This is a genomic window from Lyngbya aestuarii BL J, from assembly GCF_000478195.2.
Taxonomy (GTDB): Bacteria; Cyanobacteriota; Cyanobacteriia; order Cyanobacteriales; family Microcoleaceae; genus Capilliphycus; species Capilliphycus aestuarii.
This window is the reverse complement of the sequence record NZ_AUZM01000055.1, coordinates 1-22,404: the sequence shown is the minus strand read 5'-3', so window position 1 is coordinate 22,404 and position 22,404 is coordinate 1. Positions and strand designations below refer to the sequence as shown.

The 22,404-nt window shown below is 41.7% G+C and carries 22 protein-coding genes, 1 other RNA gene and 1 pseudogene; 15 read left to right on the top strand and 9 right to left on the bottom strand.

The window, feature by feature from the left end:
- Positions 1–2 precede the first annotated feature (2 nt).
- The 4 genes from M595_RS20035 to M595_RS20020 all read right to left on the bottom strand — a co-directional run bounded on the left by M595_RS20035 (position 3) and on the right by M595_RS20020 (position 4,651).
- On the bottom strand, positions 3–2,528 hold the full coding sequence (locus M595_RS20035; protein ID WP_023068227.1) for a CHAT domain-containing protein: 2,526 nt from the start codon (positions 2,526–2,528) through the stop codon (positions 3–5).
- Positions 2,529–2,826: 298 nt separating this feature from the next.
- Positions 2,827–3,039 (bottom strand): hypothetical protein, encoded by a 213-nt coding sequence (locus tag M595_RS20030; RefSeq protein WP_023068230.1) that lies wholly within the window; start codon positions 3,037–3,039, stop codon positions 2,827–2,829.
- A 5-nt stretch (positions 3,040–3,044) separates the two neighbouring features.
- On the bottom strand, positions 3,045–3,278 hold the full coding sequence (locus M595_RS20025; RefSeq protein WP_023068244.1) for a hypothetical protein: 234 nt from the start codon (positions 3,276–3,278) through the stop codon (positions 3,045–3,047).
- Between the two features lie 170 nt (positions 3,279–3,448).
- Positions 3,449–4,651, bottom strand: a complete 1,203-nt coding sequence (locus tag M595_RS20020; RefSeq protein ID WP_023068245.1) for a phosphoglycerate kinase — start codon at positions 4,649–4,651, stop codon at positions 3,449–3,451.
- A gap of 172 nt (positions 4,652–4,823) precedes the next feature.
- On the opposite strand from M595_RS20020, the gene M595_RS20015 reads away from it, so the two are divergent.
- From M595_RS20015 to M595_RS19970, 11 genes are all read left to right on the top strand, one after another.
- The gene (locus tag M595_RS20015; protein ID WP_023068258.1) at positions 4,824–5,240 is read left to right on the top strand and encodes a universal stress protein; all 417 of its coding nucleotides are present in this window, start codon (positions 4,824–4,826) and stop codon (positions 5,238–5,240) included.
- A gap of 227 nt (positions 5,241–5,467) precedes the next feature.
- Positions 5,468–6,313, top strand: a complete 846-nt coding sequence (gene ylqF / locus M595_RS20010) for a ribosome biogenesis GTPase YlqF (RefSeq protein WP_023068260.1) — start codon at positions 5,468–5,470, stop codon at positions 6,311–6,313.
- A gap of 178 nt (positions 6,314–6,491) precedes the next feature.
- A complete protein-coding gene (locus M595_RS20005; protein ID WP_040484400.1) occupies positions 6,492–7,847 on the top strand; it encodes a DUF3370 domain-containing protein in 1,356 nt (451 codons plus the stop codon).
- A 210-nt stretch (positions 7,848–8,057) separates the two neighbouring features.
- On the top strand, positions 8,058–8,324 hold the full coding sequence (locus M595_RS20000; RefSeq protein WP_023068264.1) for a YciI family protein: 267 nt from the start codon (positions 8,058–8,060) through the stop codon (positions 8,322–8,324).
- Between the two features lie 38 nt (positions 8,325–8,362).
- An RNA gene (ffs, locus tag M595_RS29515) (signal recognition particle sRNA small type) lies at positions 8,363–8,459 on the top strand.
- Positions 8,460–8,486: 27 nt separating this feature from the next.
- Positions 8,487–8,861 (top strand): phasin family protein, encoded by a 375-nt coding sequence (locus M595_RS19995; protein WP_023068236.1) that lies wholly within the window; start codon positions 8,487–8,489, stop codon positions 8,859–8,861.
- Between the two features lie 106 nt (positions 8,862–8,967).
- On the top strand, positions 8,968–9,378 hold the full coding sequence (locus tag M595_RS19990) for a hypothetical protein (RefSeq protein ID WP_023068228.1): 411 nt from the start codon (positions 8,968–8,970) through the stop codon (positions 9,376–9,378).
- A gap of 163 nt (positions 9,379–9,541) precedes the next feature.
- Positions 9,542–10,903, top strand: a complete 1,362-nt coding sequence (locus M595_RS19985) for a DNA phosphorothioation system restriction enzyme (protein ID WP_023068257.1) — start codon at positions 9,542–9,544, stop codon at positions 10,901–10,903.
- An 85-nt stretch (positions 10,904–10,988) separates the two neighbouring features.
- Positions 10,989–11,231, top strand: coding sequence for a hypothetical protein (locus tag M595_RS19980; RefSeq protein ID WP_023068238.1), 243 nt, complete (start codon positions 10,989–10,991; stop codon positions 11,229–11,231).
- On the top strand, positions 11,228–13,294 hold the full coding sequence (locus M595_RS19975) for an AAA family ATPase (RefSeq protein WP_023068226.1): 2,067 nt from the start codon (positions 11,228–11,230) through the stop codon (positions 13,292–13,294). Before M595_RS19980 ends, M595_RS19975 begins: the two co-directional genes overlap by 4 nt.
- Before the next feature lie 79 nt (positions 13,295–13,373).
- Complete coding sequence (locus tag M595_RS19970; protein WP_023068237.1) at positions 13,374–13,778, top strand: hypothetical protein; 405 nt, start codon at positions 13,374–13,376, stop codon at positions 13,776–13,778.
- A 44-nt stretch (positions 13,779–13,822) separates the two neighbouring features.
- Here the strand turns inward: M595_RS19970 and M595_RS19965 are convergent, their stop codons facing one another.
- The gene (locus tag M595_RS19965; RefSeq protein ID WP_023068249.1) at positions 13,823–15,199 is read right to left on the bottom strand and encodes an aromatic ring-hydroxylating dioxygenase subunit alpha; all 1,377 of its coding nucleotides are present in this window, start codon (positions 15,197–15,199) and stop codon (positions 13,823–13,825) included.
- 176 nt (positions 15,200–15,375) lie between these two features.
- On the opposite strand from M595_RS19965, the gene lpxC reads away from it, so the two are divergent.
- The 3 genes from lpxC to lpxA all read left to right on the top strand — a co-directional run bounded on the left by lpxC (position 15,376) and on the right by lpxA (position 17,744).
- Complete coding sequence (gene lpxC / locus M595_RS19960; protein WP_023068266.1) at positions 15,376–16,248, top strand: UDP-3-O-acyl-N-acetylglucosamine deacetylase; 873 nt, start codon at positions 15,376–15,378, stop codon at positions 16,246–16,248.
- Positions 16,249–16,326: 78 nt separating this feature from the next.
- Positions 16,327–16,836 carry a 3-hydroxyacyl-ACP dehydratase FabZ gene (gene fabZ / locus M595_RS19955; protein ID WP_023068256.1) on the top strand — a complete coding sequence of 170 codons (510 nt, stop codon included), beginning with the start codon at positions 16,327–16,329 and terminating at the stop codon, positions 16,834–16,836.
- An 89-nt stretch (positions 16,837–16,925) separates the two neighbouring features.
- Complete coding sequence (lpxA, locus tag M595_RS19950; protein ID WP_023068250.1) at positions 16,926–17,744, top strand: acyl-ACP--UDP-N-acetylglucosamine O-acyltransferase; 819 nt, start codon at positions 16,926–16,928, stop codon at positions 17,742–17,744.
- Positions 17,745–17,912: 168 nt separating this feature from the next.
- On the opposite strand, the gene M595_RS19945 is transcribed toward lpxA, so the two are convergent.
- The 3 genes from M595_RS19945 to M595_RS19935 form a co-directional block, all read right to left on the bottom strand.
- Positions 17,913–18,776, bottom strand: coding sequence for a shikimate dehydrogenase (locus M595_RS19945; RefSeq protein ID WP_023068246.1), 864 nt, complete (start codon positions 18,774–18,776; stop codon positions 17,913–17,915).
- Positions 18,777–18,839: 63 nt separating this feature from the next.
- The gene (locus M595_RS19940; RefSeq protein WP_023068263.1) at positions 18,840–20,186 is read right to left on the bottom strand and encodes a P-loop NTPase fold protein; all 1,347 of its coding nucleotides are present in this window, start codon (positions 20,184–20,186) and stop codon (positions 18,840–18,842) included.
- Positions 20,187–20,266: 80 nt separating this feature from the next.
- A complete protein-coding gene (locus tag M595_RS19935) occupies positions 20,267–21,373 on the bottom strand; it encodes a J domain-containing protein (RefSeq protein ID WP_023068231.1) in 1,107 nt (368 codons plus the stop codon).
- 172 nt (positions 21,374–21,545) lie between these two features.
- Here M595_RS19935 and M595_RS19930 point away from each other — a divergent pair, with 172 nt between their 5' ends.
- The gene (locus M595_RS19930) at positions 21,546–22,109 is read left to right on the top strand and encodes a hypothetical protein (protein ID WP_023068239.1); all 564 of its coding nucleotides are present in this window, start codon (positions 21,546–21,548) and stop codon (positions 22,107–22,109) included.
- Between the two features lie 98 nt (positions 22,110–22,207).
- On the opposite strand, the pseudogene M595_RS19925 reads toward M595_RS19930, so the two are convergent.
- Positions 22,208–22,404 (bottom strand): annotated as a pseudogene (locus M595_RS19925) (hypothetical protein); the annotation flags it as partial.

Here is a 22,404-nt window from a genome sequence, read left to right as displayed (position 1 = left end):
AATCACCGGGTTGAAAGTCCGGTTTTCCATTCTCCCTGAAACACAAACGGCGCCCAAAAATAAGGTGCATTTCTCGTGTCTGATTGAATCATTTCTAACTGAGTTTCTCGCATGGCTGTAGCCGGATTTGAACCTGTTTCTAATATTTTTTGATAATAATTCTGCATTAATTCTGAAGTTGAATCATCAGCAACCGCCCACAAACTCACCACAATTCGTTCGGCACCCGCATACATAAATCCCCTCGTTAAACTCACCAATCCTTCACCCCGAATATCCTGACCAATTCCCGTTTGACACGCACTTAATACTACCAAATCTGCCGAAAGGGTTAAGTTAAAAATATCACTCAATTGTAAAAAACCCGGTTTTTGAGTTCCCGTTTCATCGTAGAGAGAAAACACCAATCCTGATAATTCCGGTTGGGTTTCATTTAAGAGTCCGTGGGTGGCAAAATGAACGATTTGATATTGAGATAAATTAGAATCAGTTGCGGTTTGACGGTTAGCATTAAAATCTAGTGCTAATCGTTCTAAATTGTCGGGAACTAACGCTAAAATCGCTTCCGCTTCTTGGCGAGTGTGTTGCAAACGACCAAAAGATTTACCCAAAAAATCATCAATAGATTGTCTTAAGACGATTTGATTAACATCATTTATTTCCGTTTTTGTTGATGATGCAATTTGAAAACGAGGGTCATTTTGTTCAAAAACAGGGTCAGCAATAACAGCGACTTTTTTCGGGGCGGGTGTTCGTCCTTGAACTTGTTCTCGGAGAATTGCTAGACTGGAAGCGGAAGGCAATGTGATAATTTCATGTTGAACAATTAACGGTTTGTAACCCCCCTCAGTTCCCAAAATTTGAGATAGCCCCCCTTTGTCCCCCCAACTTTGGGGGGAAATTTCTAAGTCTCCTCTAACTTGTGAAGTTTTGAATTCCTCAAAATTATCTCCAAATTTCAAGTCCCCCAGAATTGGGGGATTTAGGGGGCTAGAAGTCTTTAACTGAGGGTTGATAGCCCCCCTAGCCCCCCAAATTTGGGATAGCCCCCCTTTGTCCCCCCAAATTTGGGGGGAATTAATCTTTTCCAAGTCCCCCATTTTTACAAGTCCCCCATCTATGAAAGCCCCCATTATTGGGGGTTTGGGGGCGGAGGGATTTAGGGGGCTAGAAACGGGGCTAGAAATCGGTAACGCCGCAAAGGGAACGGTTTGTAAAATCCCATCCCCAACGACAACTAACCGTTTATTTCCTAACTGATTGAGAACGGGAGATAATAGAATTTGACTCAGCTTTTCACCCGAGGGCGGAACCACAGCTTGAGATTGAATTTCTTCTAAAAAAGATGTTGCTAACGCTTCTATTTCGGAACGTTTGGGAAGTTGATAACTTTTTACTTCGGTTGTACTCACCAACCATAAAAAACTGCGATTAGTTCCCAACGAATAAACCAACAACACCGTCTCCTCATCGAGAACTTTCTGCTGAATTTCCGAGGCGGTTAACGGTTCGGGATAGTTTAAATTGGCATATTGGGGACTATTGCGTTTAATTTCAACTTCTAGGTTTTGTAACTCACGGCGAACCGCTTCAATTTCCTGCTTTAATTCCTCAATATCTCTTTCCCCTGGATTCAATTGTCGAGATTGATCTAAAGCAGTCAATCGTTGCAATAAACTCTTTTCTCTTGCCAACAATTGCGGGTCAACCCCTTGTTTAATATCCGCCCCCGACTCCGCCAAAATATCTAATAAACTTCTCGCCCGACCCCGTTCGCTAGCGTGTAACGCTTTGGTATCATAACCTTGATTGGGGTTTTGTTGGTGCAACTCCATCAACAAATCAATATAAAATTCATAATAACTATAAACTGTGGAAAAGTAAGAGGTTCGCAGGTCTTGACTAATGATTTTGGTGCGGAGTTCTTCAATAATATTAATTGCTGATTCTATGTCTGTTAAAGCTTCGGTGAGGTTGCCTTGACTGCGTTTGAGAGAGGCAAAATTCCCGAGAGTGGTGGCTTCCATCGCTTTATCCCCCGCCTGTCGGCTTAAAGGAAGGGATTGGTTGAAGTAATCGAGCGCCTGTTGAGAGTCTCCCAAAGCATCATAGACTTTGCCAATATTGTTGAGAGTGGTTGCTTCCCCCGCTTTATCTCCCACCTGTCGCCATAAAGGAAGGGATTGGTTGTAGTAATCGAGGGCCTGCTGTTTGTCTCCCAAATCTGAGTAGATTCTACCCAGTCCTGACAAACTAGCAGCTTGTCCTACCAAATTTCCGCCTTGCTGATACAGTTGTAGTGCCTTTTCCCAAGCTACAATTGCCTGTTTTTTTGATTCTGCTGTCCCTTGTCGAAAGAGTTCAACTCCCTGCATTAATAATCTTTCTGCTTCTACATTGGGGTCTGTTTGGGCGATGACTTCTCCGCGATGAAGGGTTGTCGGTAGGGTTAACAAAGGGAAACCCAAGTTCAACAGGAAGATGCTGTTAACGCTGAGAATAGATAGCCACTGTTGGGGTAGACGCATGAATTGGATTTCCTCACCGCAAGAACCACTTATCACAATATATCTCCGGTATTTAGGAAGTTATGTAATTGCTGTTAACTTTGAGTTCTTGCACCCCCAAAGTTGACGAGCGACCCTGCGGATGAAACATCCGCCAAGGAACGCGCGAGGGAGGGGGCTGGGGGGCTTGAACAACCCTGTCAGACTCAAATCTGCTTTGTCGGGAGATAATGATAGAAGAACAAAAGCTGGGAAATCTCAAAGCCATGCCAGACAAAACATTTGATATTACTCAATTATCCGAGCGCTTATGAGTTAATTAGTTAACCGTTGCGATCGCTTGTATAATTGCTTCGGAAAGTTCAACAGACATAAAGTAGTTTTGAGGATATAAATAATCTTCTCCAGATTCATCAATGACTCGAATCATGTGATGCAAACTGGCAGACTTATCGGGAATCACTTGATAGATTTTCTTAACTTCCAAAGAAGCTGTGTAATTTTGGTTATTGATGCAAATTACAAACTCCATCAGATTTACTCCAAAATATACTTGATTTTCATTTCTTTTTTACCAAGTCCATGAGCTTCATACCAATGAACTTCTGCTCGATAAACTGTTCCATCTTCAAGCTGAATTGTAGCAATTCCTTTAAGTTTTCGCCACCTGCTGGAACCATAAACTTTTCGCAGTCGTTCTAACTCTCGGATTGAGTTCCCTACTGCAATCGTTTCAATATCATTAATTTCTCCTATAATCCTAAAATTCAAATCAGTTTGCTCCTAAAACGCCGACCTTTTATTTTTTTAAGCTCTTTTGCTCGTTCATTTGCGGCTGTTAACTCTGGTGTTTTTCTAACTCATTCAACGAAAAAACTAAAAAAAAAGGTGCGCCAACGCGATCGCCAACACACCCCAAAAACGGTAATTGTAATTAGAAATTACGCATCATCTAAAGCCGCAATACCGGGTAATTCTTTCCCTTCGAGCAACTCTAAACTTGCACCACCACCTGTGGAAATATGGCTCATTTTCTCACCTAAACCCAACTGTTCAACCGCAGCAACGGAGTCACCACCCCCGATAATGGTTGTTGTTCCGGTTCCGGTGAGTCCGGCTAAAGTTTGGGCAATGCCTTCGGTCCCTTTAGCAAACTTCTCCATTTCAAACACACCCATTGGGCCGTTCCAAATCACGGTTTTGCAGTCTCCCAAAGCATCTTGGAAAACTTTCACCGAGTCCGGGCCAATATCCAACCCCATCCAACCGTCGGGAATGGCTTCGACGCTAACGGTTTGAGTATTGGCAGCTGCATCAAACTTATCTGCCAAGATAACATCCGTCGGCAGTAACATGGCGACACCTTTTTCTTTGGCTTTGGCTTCGAGGGATTTCGCCAGTTCGATTTTATCGTCTTCCACCAACGATTTACCCACACTCAAACCCCGGGCTTTGTAGAACGTGAAAATCATCCCACCGCCCAACAGCAGCTTGTCACACTTATCGAGTAAGGCTTCTATCACACCAATCTTACTCGACCCCTTAGAACCGCCAATAATCGCCGCTAACGGACGTTGGGGATTATCAATCGCACCCTTGAGGAACTGGAGTTCTTTTTCGATCAGAAAACCCGCTACACTTGGGCTGAGGTATTTAGTGACGCCTTCAGTAGAAGCGTGGGCGCGGTGGGCAGTTCCAAACGCATCGTTCACATAGAGATCTGCAACCGAGGCTAATTGCTTGGCAAATTCGGGATCATTGCTTTCTTCACCCGCATGGAAACGAACGTTCTCTAGAAGTACAACATCGCCATCGTTCATCGAGTTAACCACAGAGGCAACTTCGTCACCGATACAATCGTCACATTTTTTAACTTCTTTCCCCAACAGTTCCGACAAACGACCCGCCACAGGTGTTAAACGCATCGAGTCAACCACCTTACCCTTTGGACGTCCAAAGTGACTGGTCAAAATCACCTTAGCACCTTTCGAGGTCAAATCTTGAATCGTCGGCAGAGCCGCGCGAATCCGAGTATCATCAGTAATAGAACCGTTGTCGATTGGCACGTTAAAGTCCGCCCGCACCAGTACCTTTTTCCCGGATAAGTCGGATGCCGATAAATTTGCTACTGTTTTCTTGGTCACAGGGTTAACCTCCTAATTGGTTATTATGATTGAGTTGAAATGAAATTGGGGCGGAGCTACTGACTGATTAACAGCGTTTAAGCGGTCGATCAATCGATATGATGATATCTTTTCATCAATACCGTTCACCGTAAACATTTTACCGGAGTCCGCGTCTTGGAGCAGACGTGTTATGTTTAAGACTGTTTTACTTCCTGTAGATCAAAGCCGAGAAGCCCGTGAAGCGGCTGATGTGGCTCTTAACATTGTGAAAACTTACCAGGCCAACCTGGTGATTCTGGCTGTCCTCGAACCCGAGGAAGACGAAACGGGCGAACCTCCCCATTCGGAGAAGATGACTTCCCAAGAAGCGGTTCAAAAACTGCTCGCAGAAGCCCAAGCCATGTTTGTTAAAGCCGGAATTGAGGTGAAAACCCTCGAACGTGAGGGCAAACCTGCCTTTACTATTTGTGATGTCGCTGATGAAATTGAGGCGGATCTCATCGTTATGGGCAGTCGAGGGATAGGTTTAGCCGAAGGTAATGTTGCTGATAGCGTTACCAACCGGGTGATTAATCTTTCTCCCTGTCCAGTTTTGGTTGTCCCCTAACTTTTAGATAGGGAGATAGGGAGGTGGGGATGGGTAACGGATGAGTTATCGGTGGGTTTTTTGGGTTAATGATGAATGGAAACGGATGGGTTATCGGTGGGGAGGTGGGGAGATGGTGACTGTGTTTTCCCTGTTCCCCGTTCCCTATTGCTAGCTTGCCTGTTCCCCGTTCCCTATTGCTAGCTTGCTAGCTTGTCTGTTCCCTGTTCCCTATTCCCTTTCCTAAAATGGCTATTCAATGGTATCCCGGTCACATCGCTAAAGCTGAACGTAACCTCCAAGAACAACTCAAGCGGGTTGATGTAGTATTGGAGGTGCGGGATGCGCGTATTCCCCTGACAACACATCATCCTCAAGTTCCTCAATGGGTGGGAAGCAAGGCGAAGGTATTAGTGATTAACCGCATGGATATGATTTCCCTAGAGGTGAAGCAACAATGGGAAGATTGGTTTATTGAACAGGGAGAAACGCCCTATTTTACCAACGCCCAACAGGGACAGGGGGTGGCGGAAGTTGCGAAAGCCGCTAAAAAAGTGGGGAAAGACGTGAACGAAAAGCGCAAAAGTCGAGGGATGCTTCCTCGTCCGGTGCGGGCGGTTGTGATGGGATTTCCGAATGTAGGAAAATCGGCTTTAATTAATCGGTTATTGAAGCGGAAAGTCGTTGATAGTGCTAGACGGGCGGGGGTAACGCGATCGCTTCGTTGGGTGAGAATTTCTGATCAAATTGAGTTATTAGATGCGCCAGGTGTGATTCCGGCGAGGATTAATAATGAAGAAAAAGCGTTAAAATTAGCGGTTTGTGAAGATATTGGCGAAGCGGCTTATGAAAATCAAGAAGTTGCTGCGGCGTTGGTGGAGTTTTTGCAAGATTTGGGGTTAGAAAATAAGCTTGGCGATCGCTATAATTTTACTCCCGATCATCTTACCACAGGAGAATTGTATTTACATCAACTTGCAGCCCATTCTTATCAAGATGATATTGAACGTACTGCTCGTCATCTATTAAATGATTTTCGCAAAGGGTTATTAGGGGCGCTTCCGTTAGAATTACCACCTAATCATCCCTCCTAATAATTCAAAGTCGGGAAATATCTATTTTGTCATAATATAAGTATCATTAAAAACAACTTCAGATGAGATTGAAATATATTGTTTAACAACCAAATTTTATTAAAAAGCTAAAAAAGAAGGAACTTTTTGATAAAATTAACAGTCTAAACTGTTACCAGTTCCTCTGATTGCAAAGATGATCTTACCTCTATTTTTAACGTCTATTTTTTTCAGCCAAGCCCACCCTCCCGCCACAGAAATTGTTAAACCCCAAGAGGTGCGTCCGTTACCGGGTGAGTTAGATAATATTCCGGTTTTTAATAGTAATAGTCCTGAGTTAATTTTATCGGAAGGAATTTTACTGTCAACCTTTCCACCGGAGAATAAAAAAAATCCAGAAGCCCATTTGAATTTTGCGTTTGAAGGACGGTTTGATATTTTTGCTCATCACGTCGCAAAACCGCCAACGCCGGAAGATTTACGAACGCTTTATTTGGGGATATTAGTTCATAATCCAAATGATAAACCTGTAACTGTTGAAATTTTACAAGGGGCGAGTTATTTAAGTCAACCGGATGCACCGTTTATTGAACTTCCGCCCGTTGTTGACAACCCAGAAGGTAGGGTTTTTGCGGGGCCAGGAAGCAGAGTTATGAATGATGTTTTAAGAGGAAAAAGACAGAATATTTTCCCAAAAAAAATTATCATTCCACCTCAACAAAGCCGAATGTTATTGAATGCACCGATTCCGGTGAGAAGTTTAGAACCGCCTTTAAATGGTCGTTCAACTTATATGCGTTTAGAAAGTAATGGGGAGGTTTATGTGGCGAGTTTGGCGAAATATGCCAGGAGAGAACGCAATGGAAATGAACCGTCTCCCTCGTTATCTGAATGGAAAAGTTTGTTGAAAAATGGACGGTTATCAACGCCTCGCGATCGCGTTCCAACTCCTCCCAATACAAACGTTAATCAGATTATTTATGGACGGGTTGCGGGTGTGGCGAGAGGTTCGGTTTGGAATGCTGAATTAGTGGATAATTCGGGGGATTCTTATTTAACAATTCCTCAAGCGGGAGAGGCGTTTTCCTATGGAATGAGTACCTTACCGAAAGGACAGTTAGGAACGAATCAAAATCAAAGTGCTGAAATGTTAGTCCGTTATCCTGATACGGCTTATCAAGCACACGGAAATTATGGGGTTCAATACAGTTTAGATTTACCGCTTTATAATCCCAGCAATCAAACCAAAACAGTCATTTTAACTTTACAAACGCCCCTAAAAGAAGATGAGTTATCTCAAAAGGGATTACGATTTTTAGAACCAGTTGCGCCTCAAACTTTTTTTCGGGGAACAGTTAGATTTCGCTATATTAATGATCGGGGAAAGCGTCAAACGCGATATATTCATTTGGTGCAAAAACGAGGACAACGGGGGGAACCGTTAGTGAAATTGGAAATTGAACCGCAACAACAACGACGGGTTGAATTTGATTTTCTTTACCCTCCCGATGCTTCACCTCCTCAAGTGTTGACTGTTGAGACATTGGAAGACTAAAGGAATTGGAGGGGAAGTCAATTCATTCTCCAGGATTGTAAAGATTTTATTTCTTAAAAAATGATCAGTTTAAAATGTGGAGTAAACTACAAAAGTTAACTGTTTCTGATTCGTCTCGACCTGAAAGCTTAGAAGCGTATCCATCTAAACAGTCGGAGTTCAGAAACATTGGATAATGAATTAAAAACCTAATCTTACTCTGTAACACAAATGCCCTGGTTTGTCAAAATAGAAGAAGGAATTGTCGAAAAACCAGTCTTTGATCAGTATGTTCCGGCTCATGTCGCCTACGTCAAAGCGTTAATCGCCAAAGGACACAAAGCCAAAACCGGCTACTGGGGGAAGCGAGGCGGGGGAATGCTTCTGTTTGAGGCGGCGTCAAAGGAAGAAGCCAAGGCGATAGTTGAGCAAGACCCCCTAGTTCAAAATGGCTGCGTCAGCTATGAACTTCTCGAATGGTGTGTTGTTGTCGAATGAAGTCGAAAAAATTAAAAATTTGTGTTAAGCTAATAAGTGGCTCGGATCTACGCGGTCAAGACGCCCAAATCTTGTCAGGACCGGAAGGTAGCAGCAACACGGGATGCTCTAGATAGGCGTAGGCTCCGGGCCACTTTTGTCTGTAGGCAGATAGGAGGCATTATGCAACCCCGAGGTTTAGGAGATCTCGTCCAGAAAGCTGTTTACTTAGGTGTTGGGTTAGCTGCTTATGCAGGCGAGAAAGCGGCTAAGAACATGGCAGAGTTGAGAACCGAGGCTCAAAAACTTGCTGATGAATTGGTGAAGCGAGGCGAGATGACGACCGATGAAGCTCGTCGTTTTGTAGAAGATACTCTCAAGCAAGCTCAACAACAACCTCCCCAAGGGAAAAGTTCAACTCAAAATTCCCCAGAACCCCGTCAAATTGAGATCATTGACGCTGAAGATGATGAGTCTCCGTCCGTTGACCCGGCGGATCAATTACGTCAACAGGTACAAAATTTACAGGAAGAACTGCGTCGTCTTAAACGAGAGTAAATTCTGCCCAGTCTAGGTAGATGGCAGTGTTATACTGGATTTCCAGATGAAACCTATTCTTTATGGCTTTGTCTGAAAGATTATTAATACGCAGGTGGCAAATCTGATGGAAGATTGGTCAAAAGATTTTTTTGAAGCCGTTGGGACGGCAGTGTATGAAGTCGAAAAGTTGTTCACTGATATTAGTAGAGACTGGGATCAGATGGTTGATGAACTGACTAAGTTTTCAGAAGAAATGACCGAAGAAGTTCACAATAAAATCTTTCCCGAATTGGAAGAATATCTCAATGAAATTGTTGAACCGATTCTTGATATCTACTTCGATCTAGAATTAGAATTCGACGAGAGTGAGTTTGAACCCTTTGTAACCTATGTTCATCCAACCTCTACTCAGTATTCGGCTTGTCGGGGTTGTCAACATTATCATGGTCATGTGTACGGGGGAAATTTGCTGGTTTGTGCTATGCACCCAACCGGGGTTGAAGATGATACTTGTCCCGATTGGGAATCTCAATAAAATAAAATTCTTCTTTTAATCTGGAGACAATTTAGGGGTTTAAACTCCAACAAAACTCTTTATAAAATAAAGGTTATACATCCGGCATTTAATTCCCTATTCTCTCTTTTGCTTTTTTAGTCAGCTTTAGTCATCGGTGAATCTACCATTAGAGGATGTATCTTTGTTCGGAGTTCCCAGACTTCCGGCTTCTATTCAACTGAGATCTTATCAGAAAAAAGCAGTTCAAAGTTGGTTTGCAAATCAGGGACGGGGAACCTTAAAAATGGCAACTGGAAGTGGTAAAACGATTACCGCTTTAGCCATTGCCACTGAACTTTATCAAAAAATTAACCTACAGGTTTTACTGGTTATTTGTCCCTATTGTCATCTGGTGACGCAATGGGCGCGAGAGGCGGAAAAATTTGGCTTAATACCCCTATTAGCCTTTGAAAGTGTTCACAACTGGCAACGTCAACTGTCTGCCCAACTTTATAATATTGGTTCCGGTTTTCAACCGTTTCTGACTGTTATTACCACAAACGCCACTTTAATTTCTGAGGGGTTTCAGTCTCAACTGCGCTATTTTCCCGAAAAAACCCTAATTATTGGCGATGAAGTTCATAACTTAGGTTCACCCCGTTTAGAAGAAAGTTTACCTCGAAATATCGGGTTACGTTTGGGGTTATCCGCCACACCTGAACGTCACTTTGATGAAGAAGGAACTGATTCTATTATCGCATATTTTGGTTCTGTTTTGCAACCCGAACTCACCCTCGCCGATGCAATTTGTCAGGGGGCTTTAGTTCACTATCTTTATTATCCGATTTTAGTCGAATTAACTGAAGCTGAAAGTCGCGCCTATTCTCGGTTAACAACTCGGATTGGTTGGGCATTGATGGATGAAGAAAATCTCAATAAAAATGAAACAATTACAGCTTTATTAATCCAACGGGCGCGATTGATTGGGTCAGCTTCTAACAAAATTCAAGCCTTGCATCAGTTAATGAAAAGTCGTTTACAGACGACTCATACTTTGTTTTATTGTGGAGATGGGAGTATGGAAAGTAGTGAATTTTCCTCAACTCGTCAGTTAGAAGCAACGGTAGAATTGTTAGGAATGAAACTCGGTTATCGGGTGAATACTTATACCGCAGAAACCCCGTTAATTGAACGAGAAAAGCTTCGTCATCAGTTTGAAAGCGGAGAATTACAAGGGTTAGTGGCAATTCGCTGTTTAGATGAAGGGGTTGATATTCCAGCCATTCAAAATGCAGTGATTCTCGCTAGTAGTAGTAATCCCCGTCAATTTGTCCAACGTCGGGGACGAATTTTGCGCCCTCATCCCCACAAAGAACGAGCAACTTTATTTGATATGATTGTTCTTCCGCCAGATTTGGGACGAGACACCCTAGAAGTTGAACGTAATTTATTGAGAAAAGAGTTAAAACGGTTTTTAGAATTTGCCGATTTAGCCGATAACGCCGGAGAAGCTAGAATGCAATTACTAAAATTACAAAAGCGATATGGTTTGTTAGATCTTTGATTCCGTTTGAATAAAAGTTAAAATCACTCTCATTAAATTTGATCCGTGATACAGTAAAATATAGAGATCATTAAACCTCCATACAATGAGTTTGTACTATTCTGAAAGTTTAATTCGCACAATTTCTAATGTTTGTGCTGAGAAAAAATCATCTTATCAGACAGAAAGTGACTCGAAGATCATTCAAGATCCCTTAGCCGATGCGTCTCCAGAAGTGCAAGAAATAATTGAACGAGTCTTACAAGCTGAACGCGATAAACTCTATATGAAAATACCTCGTAATATTAATGATGATATCCTCAAAATTATTAAGGAAGTGGTGCAATGAAACTGATTTCAATTCGTCTCTGCAATTTTCGTCAACTCTACAGTCAAACCCCTGAAATTATTTTAGCTTCGGGAGTTCGGAATACGACGATTATTCATGGGAATAATGGGGCTGGAAAAACAACATTAATGAATGCTTTTACTTGGGTATTTTATAATAAATTTAGTGCAGCATTTGCCGCTTCTGAGTCTTTAGTTAATAAAAGAGCGATCGCCGAATCAGAACCCGGAAAACCTGTGCTGTGTTGGGTTGAAGTTGTCTTTAAACATGACAATAAACGCTATCAAGTCAAACGAGTTTGTCGGGCGTATAAAAACAACAAAGAAATCGAACAATCTCCCAGTGAATTGTATATGCAAGTGGCGGGAGATGATGGACGTTGGACAATACCGCCTCAACATCCTGATGATATTATTAATCGAATTTTACCAATAAGTTTACATCAATATTTCTTCTTTGATGGTGAACGAATTGAACAAATTGTTCGGGATGATAAAAAAGCTGAAATTGCCGAAGCTACAAAAGAATTATTAGGTGTAGAAGTCTTAAATCGAGCGATTAAACATTTAGGAGAAGCGAGAAAATCCCTAGAAACCGATCTGAGTTTAATTGGAGATGCAGAAACAAAAAAATACATCAAAGACAAGAAAAAACTAGAACAAGAAATAGATCGACTCAATCAGCGTCAAACCGAAATCGAACAAGAGTTAGATCATCAAAACGAACTAAAAAGAACCCTTAGCAGTCATTTATTAGACTTAAAAGGGGCTGGAGAATTACAACAACGCCGAGATGAACTCGAACAACAAGCAAAACTGATTCGACAACAACTTCAACAAGCAAATGAAACGATTCGTCAAGAGATTTCTACACGAGGGTATACTGTTTTCCTCTCAGAAGCAATTCCTAAATTCCGAGAACAATTTGAACAGTTGAGAGAAAAAGGAGAACTTCAAACGGGAATTACCCGACAATTTATTCAAGATTTACTCCATCAACAGCATTGTATTTGTGGGAGTGAATTAACCCCTGAAACACCTAACCGAAAACAAGTCGAAAGTTGGTTAGGAAAAGCTGGAGTGGCAGATGTAGAAGAAACAGCCATCCGCATGAGTACCCAAGTCGATGAAATTGAAAAACGAGTTCCTGAATTTTGGCAAAAAGTCGATCAACAACAAGCAAACTTAAATCAAAACAGAACAGAGTTATCTCGAATTGAAACTCAACTTGATGATGTTAAAAAGAAGTTGAGAAGTTACCCCGATGAAGATATTCAACAACTCCAAAAACGTTTGGATGAAGTTGAAACTAAAATTAATAACCTCAACCGAGAAACGGGTTCAAATCAACAACAAATCGAAACGGCTAAAAGTTCAGTTAGTCAACTAGATAAACAGATTGATAAGCTAAAAATGAACGAAATGAAACAAGTTTTAGCCCAAAGAAGAATTGAAAAAACTCAAGATGCAATTACCCGTTTAACTCAAGTGAAAGATCGCTTAGATCAACAATTTCGGTGTCAACTCGAAAGTCGAGTTCAAAATATTTTTAGTCGAATTTCCTTTACTCCCTATCTTCCTAAGCTGACTGAAAACTATGAATTAAAATTAGTGGAAACTACAGCCGGAGAAGAAGCCCAAGTCGCCGCTTCTACCGGAGAAAATCAAATTCTTAGCTTATCTTTTATTGGGGGAATTATTGAAGGCGTGCGAGAATGGAGTCAAAAAAACACCCTAATGGGGCCAGATAGCAGTACATTTCCGATTGTCATGGATTCTCCGTTTGGGAGTTTAGATGAAATTTATCGTCGTCAAATTGCTAAAATTATTCCCGAATTAGCCAATCAATTAATTGTCTTAGTCACGAAAACTCAATGGCGGGGAGAAGTCGCCCAAGAAATGGAAAAACGCATTGGAAAAGAATATATTTTGTCTTATAATTCCCCTAAAACCGATTGTGAAGAAGACTCGATTGAATTAGGCGGAATTTGTTATCCTTTGGTGAAACATAGTCCCAATGAGTTTGAATATACGGAGATTTTAGAAGTAACTTATGAATTTTAACAAATATTTTTGATAAATATGCTGATTTTAGGGCGAGGTATTCGTAACCAATAAGTAGCCGTCTAACTGGATTCGGATTATGAATATCAAATCTATTGCTAAAACTCTTGCGATTGTTGTGACAACATTAGGATTGGTACATCCCCCGCAAGCTGTCGCCCAAAACTCTTCTTTTTCTTGGTCGTATATGGGAGAATCAATGGGAAAAAAACTTTATCTTGATGTTTCCATGTACAGTATTCGTTTATATGATAAAGGGGAAACTTTATTTACCTACAAAGTCGGCGATGAAATGGTGTATGCTAAAAGTCATTGTCGGACTTGGCAGTGGTATATTCTTGGGGCTTCAAATCATAATGAAATTGATAATATTGCACCCCCGTCAGCCATTGATGATGGCAACCTGTATTCAATTTATGATGCAGCAACTGATGAAATGATGATGCGTGTTTGTACGGCTGCTTCTCTAATGTCAATACCTTAGCTTCAACCCCAGTTGAACAAAAAACGAGATTTAAGCTAAACAATTTAAGAATAAAGCTTGACAATAGGTAAACCTTTTGAGGGAATACTACTGAGAAATAAATGCCGAATATGATCAGATGCAAACAAACCAAATAAACTTAATCCCGCGAGGATTACTAATGACAAACTGAACTTTGCAGAAATTCCAAACGGGATAATTACTAATGCTAAAATCAAGAATATAATGGCTGAAAACTGACAAAATGAGCGGATTTTTTCTAGCCTTAAAACTGCCTTTCGACAAGTTGGGCAATGCTTGGTATGTCGATGCCATCTGTCGTAGAGTTGTTCACTAGATAATTCTTTAATATTATCGTTCTCAAACGGTTCGCCACCTGCAAATTTATCTAGCCATTTTCTAAACGTAATTACTCCCATATCCGAAACTGTAGGTAGATAATAATTATTTTCAGGTTGAGTTGTACAAATAACATCTTCAGAATGTAACGCAGTTAAATCTTGATCGCCGAGTTTGTAACCTTGTAAATGTTGTTGTGCGACTCGGATATCAGGTGGTAAAATCTTAAAAATTAAACTCAATATATTGTTTTTTTGTGGGAATGTTTCACTCGAAAAAAACTTACCAATATACCGACAAGAACCCGCTTGAGTTGGAATAAAATAAAGCTGAAAAAAATCCGTTCTCCCGTGAGGATGGCGATAAATTGTTGTATTAGAACAAGGCGGCGTAAACGTTCGTGTGGCTTCCATATCCTGGTTAAAGACGTTATAGCCCGTATGCTTGAGTATAAAACCCATCTGGGCTGACATTTCTCCCACTTGCTTAAACTCCTGAATTGGGATAGCAGTTTGCGGAGAAAATATCATTAAACCCTCATGCAAAAACTGGGCGTGAGACGGATCAAAACTACTTTCTACAGAGACTCGATAACCGACAGGAACATCACTCATAAACCAATCCGTCGAATCACTATCAAGGTCACATTCTGGTATAGTTGCAGGTTGTTTTAACTGACAATCTTCAAACGCCGTCGAACAGTTATCCGGCCAAACCCAAAGCAATCCTTCTAATATTTTTGTCGGATAAATTTGAACTTGCGATCGCGGATTTTTTATAGCTGTTTGTTCTAACATTTCATCCGTTGACATCGGAATTTTCGTGCAGATTCCCTCTCCATCAAAACACCAACCATGATACCGACAAACGAGAGTCCCGTCTTCAGTATTAATACTTCCCAAAGAAAGCTGAACCCGTCGATGAGGACAGACATCATCCATCACCTTCCACTGTTGATTTCCATCCCTCCAAATCACTAACTTTTTACCAAGAAGTGTCAAAGCAGTCGGGTGAGAGACATCCAAATAACTGAGGGGAATAACAGGATACCAGTTTTGAGTCCACAAAAATTGAGTTTCCATGATAATCTGTGATTAATCTGTAATTAAAACTTGCTGATTTTCTAGGAACTTAAACACTCATTGGCAAAACAACCCAGTTTCTAGCGACCTTTGATTCTCTGCTCACGCACTTTTAGATTAAACAAAAATGTTAAATTCAGCAACAATAATCAGAACTTACAGTCAAAGGATAACAAATGACAGAAAACACTCAACATACCCTAGCCTCGGAAATCATTCAGTCCGGTATCGGCTTACATAGCGGCTTAAAAACAACCGTTCGGATTTTACCCAGTTCCGCCGTTGGACGCTATTTTGTCAGGGTTGATTTACCCGAAGAACCAATTATTCCAGCAACAATTAAATCAGTGGTTTCCACCACCCTTTCTACCGAACTCGCAATTGCCGATCACATTAACAATTCAAATCCTCACTTAAAACCTAGTATTCGTACCGTTGAACATTTATTATCAGCCTTAACACTCCTGGGAGTCAATCACGCCCGCATCGAAATTGACGGCCCAGAAATTCCGTTGTTAGACGGATCAGCTAAAATTTGGGCAGAGGCGATCGCCAATGCAGGACTCGCAGTCACCTCCCAAACCACCCCAATCATACCCATTACCCAAGAAATAATCGTGCGTCAAGGCGATGCTTTTGTGATGGCTATCCCCGCAGACGAAACTCGCTTTAGCTACGCCATAGATTTTGAAATGGCGGCGATTGGTCAACAATGGTACAGTTGGACCCCTCAACAAGAAGACTTTACAACAGCGATCGCCCCGGCCCGCACCTTCGTTCTCGAAAAACAAGTTCACCACCTGCAAGAAGCCGGATTAATCAAAGGCGGAACCCTCGATAATGCCTTGGTTTGCGGCGACGACCGTTGGTTAAATCCCCCCTTGAGATTTTCAAATGAACCCGTCCGTCATAAAATTTTAGACTTAGTAGGGGATCTAAGCTTGTTGGGAGTTATTCCCCAAGCTCATTACTTGGCTTACAAAGCTGGACACCACCTACATACCCAACTGGTTCAACGCATTCAAGCAGCCGCCTTAGCCGCCCTCTGAAGCGGTGCGCGCGCTGAACTTTGTTGCGATCGCTAACCGACAAATGGGAAGCTAACTAGAAACTGTGAATTTGATCAAATGTCAGACGTAAAATCCGATCCTGTTAACTCTAACCCTGTTGAAACCCCCAACGGCACCGCGACAAAAGTCGTTCAAGCTGTTATGGGTGTCGAAGACATTCAAAAGCTATTACCCCATCGTTACCCCTTCGCCCTCGTTGATCGCGTCATTGAGTATGAACCCGGTAAACGGGCGGTGGGAATTAAAAATGTCACCTTCAATGAACCTCATTTTCAAGGGCATTTTCCCGGAAAACCGATTATGCCCGGAGTCTTGATCGTCGAAGCGATGGCCCAAGTCGCGGGGGTTGTTTTAACCCAAATTCCTGATGTGGATGGGAACTTGTTCCTGTTTGCAGGCATCGATAAAGTCAGATTTCGTCGTCCAGTCGTTCCCGGCGATCAACTGATTATGACTGTTGATATACTTTCTTTGAAACGCCGTCGTTTCGCCAAAGTTCAAGCCAAAGCCGAAGTCGATGGTAAACGGGCTTGTGAAGGCGAATTGATGTTTTCTAGCATCGACTAAAGCGTTGTCTGGTGATTGAAGATCATCGGATTAAATTAAACATTCTGAAATCACCCCATATCACCAACCCTAAAATATTACAAATCTCTATGATCACCTTAATTCACCCAACGGCTGTTATTCATCCCAAAGCACAACTACACCCCAGTGTACAAGTGGGAGCTTATGCTGTGATTGGGGAAAATGTTAAGGTAGGGCGTGATACAACCATTGGCCCTCATGTCGTGATTGAGGGCTGGACAGAAATCGGCGATCGCAATCAAATTTTTCCCGGTGCAGTTATTGGAACTGAACCTCAAGATCTTAAGTATACCGGAGCGAAGACTTTTGTTAAAATTGGCAATGATAATTTGATTCGAGAATATGTCACCATTAACCGCGCGACTGATGAAGGTCAAGCCACAATTTTAGGAAATCAAAATCTGTTAATGGCTTATTCTCATCTGGCTCATAATTGTGTGATTGAAAATCAAGTTATTATTGCTAATAGTGTGGCATTGGCGGGTTATGTTCATATTGAGTCTCAAGCCCGAATTAGTGGGCTGGTGGGTGTGCATCAATTTGTTCATATTGGTAAACTAGCAATGATTGCTGGATTGACGCGCATTGTTCAAGATGTACCCCCATTTATGATAGTAGAAGGAACACCCCCAAAAGTGCGATCGCTGAATACGATTGGTTTAAAACGGGCAGGTTTCACCCCAGAAGATTTAGTGCTGTTGAAAAAAGCATTTCGGATTTTGTATCGTTCCGGCTATCGACTCGAAGAAGCGCTACAACAGTTAGAATTATTACCCGCTCATCCTAATTTACAACATTTAAGTCGTTTTATGCGATCGGCAATTACTTCAGACCGTCGAGGTTTAGTTCCGGGGAAACGCAGTTTATCCCATTTGGAAGAAATGTAGTCAAAGTAGATGAATTAAAATTAAGTTTTTTTTGGATGTTGTTGAAAAGGAGGTTATTTTACAATAGATATCTAACAAAATTATCGTGAATTAATCCAAAATTTGATCATAGATTTGATGGGAAATTAGATGAGAACAACTATTTCTGAACTTTCTGAGGTAAAATGATCACAACAATCCTAACTTTTTCTGAAGTGAGTAACGCATCACCTCAACTGGAACTGATTGTTTTAACCAAAGTTGTAACGCGGATGCACCTTGTTGAACCAACATTTCTAAACCATCAATAATAATTGCACCTTTGGCTTTCGCTAGCGATAAAAATTGAGTCGGGTTAGGAGTATAAATCAAATCATAAGCGATCGCATCCGATTTTAGCCGATCCATCACGGCGGCTGTTACCGGAGAATTTTCGACATGAGGATACATCCCCACTGGCGTTGTATTCACGAGTAAATCCGCTTGATGAATTATATCAGTTAAATTCTCCCAAGTTTGAATTTGTAGCGATAAAGAGAAAGGAGACTCTAACCAACTTTGCTGAAAGACTTCTAACTTTTGTCGATTTCTTCCGATCACATAAATCTCAGTCATTCCTAACTCCGCACATCCAGCCACAACCGCCCGAGAAGCCCCGCCATTTCCTAAAATAACGGCTGTTTTTTCCGACCAAAATGTGTTAATATTTTGTAGCGGTGCGAGAAATCCAACCACATCAGTATTTGTTCCTTCCCAACCCTCAGAAGTTCGCCAAACCGTATTCACCGCGCCTACTGCTTCGGCTATTTTGGAAACTTTAGAGAGTCGAGAAAGAATCGCTTGTTTGTGAGGAATCGTCACATTAAATCCTTGAACACCAATCGCTGCAAATCCTGCTAAAGCCGCATCTAAATCAGTGGAATGAATCGGAAAAGGAAGATAAACATAGTCTACTCCCATCTCAGCAATTGCTGCATTGTGCATCACCGGAGACAGAGAATGTTCAATCGGATCGCCAATCACACCCAAAAGTTTTGTTGTTCCTTGAATCATCAATCTATTCAGGTTAACGCTTTTGTTATTATGACATCCCCCTGGTAACGGATTCAACACTCACTAACTTTGAAATTCTGGGGCTTCAACCAAAATAGGATTAACATCAAACCAAAAATCTTTACGATAACGGTATTCAAACACCCACAAACTCCGCAGTAAAGTTTGATAATCCGTTAAACCACTCAACTTTTTAGTTTTTCCCACCTGACGCAACATTTCCCATTCATTGGCTTCAATCGCTAATAATAACTGATGACGACGTTGTAAAATCACATCTTCTAAAGCCTCTCTCGAAAGTGGTGGATCTTCTTTTTGAAGACAGCTATACAACAAAACTAACAACGTTCTCACATGACCTCCACTCATCATACACAAGCGTTCTAAAGTTTCCGGTTGATCAAAAACTTGAGGAATTAAGCTAGAATATTCATCGGGTTTAACTTCAGGAAATGAGCGCGCCATAACCATTTGTCGCAACAATTCAATCCCTTCCTCACAGGGCGTTTCATCAGTAAAACGAACTGGAACCATCGGTAAAGTTTTCGGATCACCGCCAAAACGATTGGTGAGTCGTCCTAAATCATTCGAGAAAATTAATCCCAAAGGAATCGTATAAACAACATGACAGCCTAACTGATTTAATTGATCACCGCGATCAATAAATAAATATTCAGGTTGGGGTCTTCCGGTGGCGGTTCTCGAACTCATAATTCGATCTAAGTTATCAATAATCACCACCAATCCTTGTTTACCTTGCTGCTTTAGTTGTTCAATAGACGGTGTGAGCAATTCTTGATTAATCGCTTGTAAAATGGTGTTGGTACGCGGTTCTAAATATTGTCGTAACCGAGTCCGCAGGTCGCGACTATCTCTAGCTTTAGCGGTAATTTTACCAATTCCCAACGATAGAGAAAATTCTTCCTTTGTATTCCCACTCACACTTCCTAATGCTGGCAGATCCGCTTGAATATCAATCTGGGCTTGTAGAACATTTGCTAAACCCTGAAGCAAGGCTTTAAATCTGGTGGGTTGTAATGTGATCTGGAGTTGTTCTATACTCTCGCTAACCTGACGAGCGATCGCCAGCAAAATATCCGTGATGTCTACATCCGCCATATCGAGATCTTTACTCGACTCGAAATAGACAACATGAAAGTCTTGTTCTTCTAACTCTGCCTTCAGTCGTAATAATTCTGTTGATTTCCCCGAACCAATATGTCCGGTAAAAAGCTGACAAGTTGGATTTTCTGGAGACAGGCGGGTAATTGTCCGGGCAACTTGTTCAATTAGTTTTCCGCCCCGAACTTCAGAAAAATCAATATAGTATTGTCGGTCTTCTATTGTACCAAAATTTAATGTTTTTGCGGGATTAGATGCCCGAAAAAATCTGCGTAAATTGAGTTCCATCGTTGTCCACCCAAGCAATACCTGTGTCCGTAAACTCTCATTCTTGTCGTTATTGTTTGAATCAGTAGGGAATAGCAAAATCAACCTTTATTTGCGAGCCAGTATCCGAGTGTTAATCCTAAACCAGAAGTTGTAGCGAGAATCATAAAAGTATAAAATCCATGAAAAGATTCAATTAATTTTTCTCCGGCAACCATTTGTGCAATGACTCCAGAAATGACAACAATTGCACCCCATGCTCCAAAAATAACTTCTAAGCCTGTTTTTTCAATGGCTCGAATCACGGCATTTTGTCCTGCACCCGTCCATGCACCGATATAAGCTCCGAACCCAAAACCAAAGACGCTTCCGACACGACTTTTGCTCCGACCTTTTGTCTGGAAAGCTCGATCACAAATCATTCCCATTGTCGCCCCCATGACTGCTCCTAGAATACCGCCCAACAGCGATCCGCGCCAATCTCCCGTTTTGCTCCCGGCGACTAATCCCGCGATCGCAGAAATTCCAGCGAGGGTGAGTATCCATAAAACCGCTTTGATTCGAGCTTGTGAACCTGCGATCGCGCCTAATACCATCCCAATCATCGCCCAAACACTTCCTGTTACCATTCCACCTGCTTGATTTCCCGTCACCCATCCGGCTATTCCACCCGCAATCATTAAAGCAATAAACCAGGAATGTTCAAACCTTTCTCCACAGGAGGCGGAAATCGCAATAATTAACCATAAGATTAGGGCGAGAATTTCATTCCACAAGGGAACGGATAACGTGGTTAAAATCCATCCCATTAGGGTGTACCCTAAAAAAGTACCTGCTAGCCATCCCCACGGAATTAGAGGGGAATCTGGCTCTGAGACAGGAGAATCAACAGGTGGAGGGGTATTCGGATCAACCGTCGAAGTTTGAAAATTGAAATCGGGCGACGTGGGGTGTGGAGAATTACGACTAGGCGGGGTTTGTAGGCGAGAAACAGAAAACTGAGGATCACTCAATAGCGATCGCAACCGAACATAAGCGTAATTAATTTCTTTAAATTTTTGTTCAGCTTCGACTTGCAAGCGAGAATCATGAGGATAGCGATCGGGATGCCAAATTAAAGCCAAATTTCGATAAGCCTGTTTGACATCCTCAAGCGTTGCACCCGGCTGAAGATTTAAGATTTGGTAGTAGTATTCTATCTCATCCACGTTTTATGCGAATCGCGAAATCTAACAGGTAATGACTCATCGTTTCAGTGGGGATTGTACAATTGGTCATCACCTCAAACTGCACTGTTTTTGTTGTTTTCCTTGACACTCTAATAGACTCTGGTTTAATTTAGGCTTCAATTCCATCATAGTTCAAAAGTCCCAAAGAACGATGAAAGATGTAAAACTGGGAAAGTATCTCACTCTGGAATCCTTTTGTACTTGTACTCAGACCTATCAAAAGTATGCCACTCAGATTAATCCCTATCCCGATTCTCAGATAAGCATTGTCGCGATTCAAGCATTAAATCAGTGGATTATTGATCCGATTATTGATCATTTTGGACTCGAACAATTTCAACTGACTTATGGATTTTGTTCAAAGGATTTAAAACGATTTCTTGAAAAAAAAGATCCGATTACCGGACTCAAAAATGGTCGAGTTGCACCGAATCTAGATCAACACATCGCCCATGAAGTCAAAAAAAATGGTCGATATTATTGTGAGCGATTGGGGGCGGCTTGTGATTGTCAAATCAAAGATTTAGACAGTGGTGAATTAGTCGATTGGATAATCGCGCAAAAGTTGCCTTTTGATTCTTTGTATTTTTATGGTCAAAATAGACCGATTCATCTCAGTTACGGCCCTCAAAATAAAGGCGATATCTGGACGTTTAATGCGGCAGGTTTACCCACAAAAAAAGGTACAGAACGCTGGAAAAAAGAAGGGAGATAGGGAGATAGGGAGGTAGGGAGTTGGGAGGACTGGAGGTGGGGATAGGGGGTAATGGGGAGATCTTGCATGGTTGCCTATTCCCCGTCCCCTGTCTCCTCTTAAGACCGACATAACGCCTCTTTGCGACTATCAAATAACTTGACAATGCCATCTGTTACCGTCTTTTTCACATTCATATCACAACCGGCTAAAAATTCCTCAGCAGAAATCACATTTTGAAAGAATTCTTGGGCGCGGTTCCGCTGATGTCGAATCTCATCAAACCCCATCGATTTCACCATATAGGTGGCGAGAG

What these genes read in the sequence shown, in the direction of transcription:
- M595_RS20035 (WP_023068227.1), bottom strand. Translation starts at nt 2,528, where the DNA reads ATGCGTCTACCCCAACAGTGGCTATCTATTCTCAGCGTTAACAGCATC.
- M595_RS20030 (WP_023068230.1), bottom strand. Translation starts at nt 3,039, where the DNA reads ATGGAGTTTGTAATTTGCATCAATAACCAAAATTACACAGCTTCTTTG.
- M595_RS20015 (WP_023068258.1), top strand. Translation starts at nt 4,824, where the DNA reads ATGTTTAAGACTGTTTTACTTCCTGTAGATCAAAGCCGAGAAGCCCGT.
- ylqF (WP_023068260.1), top strand. Translation starts at nt 5,468, where the DNA reads ATGGCTATTCAATGGTATCCCGGTCACATCGCTAAAGCTGAACGTAAC.
- M595_RS20000 (WP_023068264.1), top strand. Translation starts at nt 8,058, where the DNA reads ATGCCCTGGTTTGTCAAAATAGAAGAAGGAATTGTCGAAAAACCAGTC.
- M595_RS19995 (WP_023068236.1), top strand. Translation starts at nt 8,487, where the DNA reads ATGCAACCCCGAGGTTTAGGAGATCTCGTCCAGAAAGCTGTTTACTTA.
- M595_RS19990 (WP_023068228.1), top strand. Translation starts at nt 8,968, where the DNA reads ATGGAAGATTGGTCAAAAGATTTTTTTGAAGCCGTTGGGACGGCAGTG.
- M595_RS19980 (WP_023068238.1), top strand. Translation starts at nt 10,989, where the DNA reads ATGAGTTTGTACTATTCTGAAAGTTTAATTCGCACAATTTCTAATGTT.
- M595_RS19975 (WP_023068226.1), top strand. Translation starts at nt 11,228, where the DNA reads ATGAAACTGATTTCAATTCGTCTCTGCAATTTTCGTCAACTCTACAGT.
- M595_RS19970 (WP_023068237.1), top strand. Translation starts at nt 13,374, where the DNA reads ATGAATATCAAATCTATTGCTAAAACTCTTGCGATTGTTGTGACAACA.
- M595_RS19965 (WP_023068249.1), bottom strand. Translation starts at nt 15,199, where the DNA reads ATGGAAACTCAATTTTTGTGGACTCAAAACTGGTATCCTGTTATTCCC.
- lpxC (WP_023068266.1), top strand. Translation starts at nt 15,376, where the DNA reads ATGACAGAAAACACTCAACATACCCTAGCCTCGGAAATCATTCAGTCC.
- fabZ (WP_023068256.1), top strand. Translation starts at nt 16,327, where the DNA reads ATGTCAGACGTAAAATCCGATCCTGTTAACTCTAACCCTGTTGAAACC.
- lpxA (WP_023068250.1), top strand. Translation starts at nt 16,926, where the DNA reads ATGATCACCTTAATTCACCCAACGGCTGTTATTCATCCCAAAGCACAA.
- M595_RS19945 (WP_023068246.1), bottom strand. Translation starts at nt 18,776, where the DNA reads ATGATTCAAGGAACAACAAAACTTTTGGGTGTGATTGGCGATCCGATT.
- M595_RS19940 (WP_023068263.1), bottom strand. Translation starts at nt 20,186, where the DNA reads ATGGAACTCAATTTACGCAGATTTTTTCGGGCATCTAATCCCGCAAAA.
- M595_RS19930 (WP_023068239.1), top strand. Translation starts at nt 21,546, where the DNA reads ATGAAAGATGTAAAACTGGGAAAGTATCTCACTCTGGAATCCTTTTGT.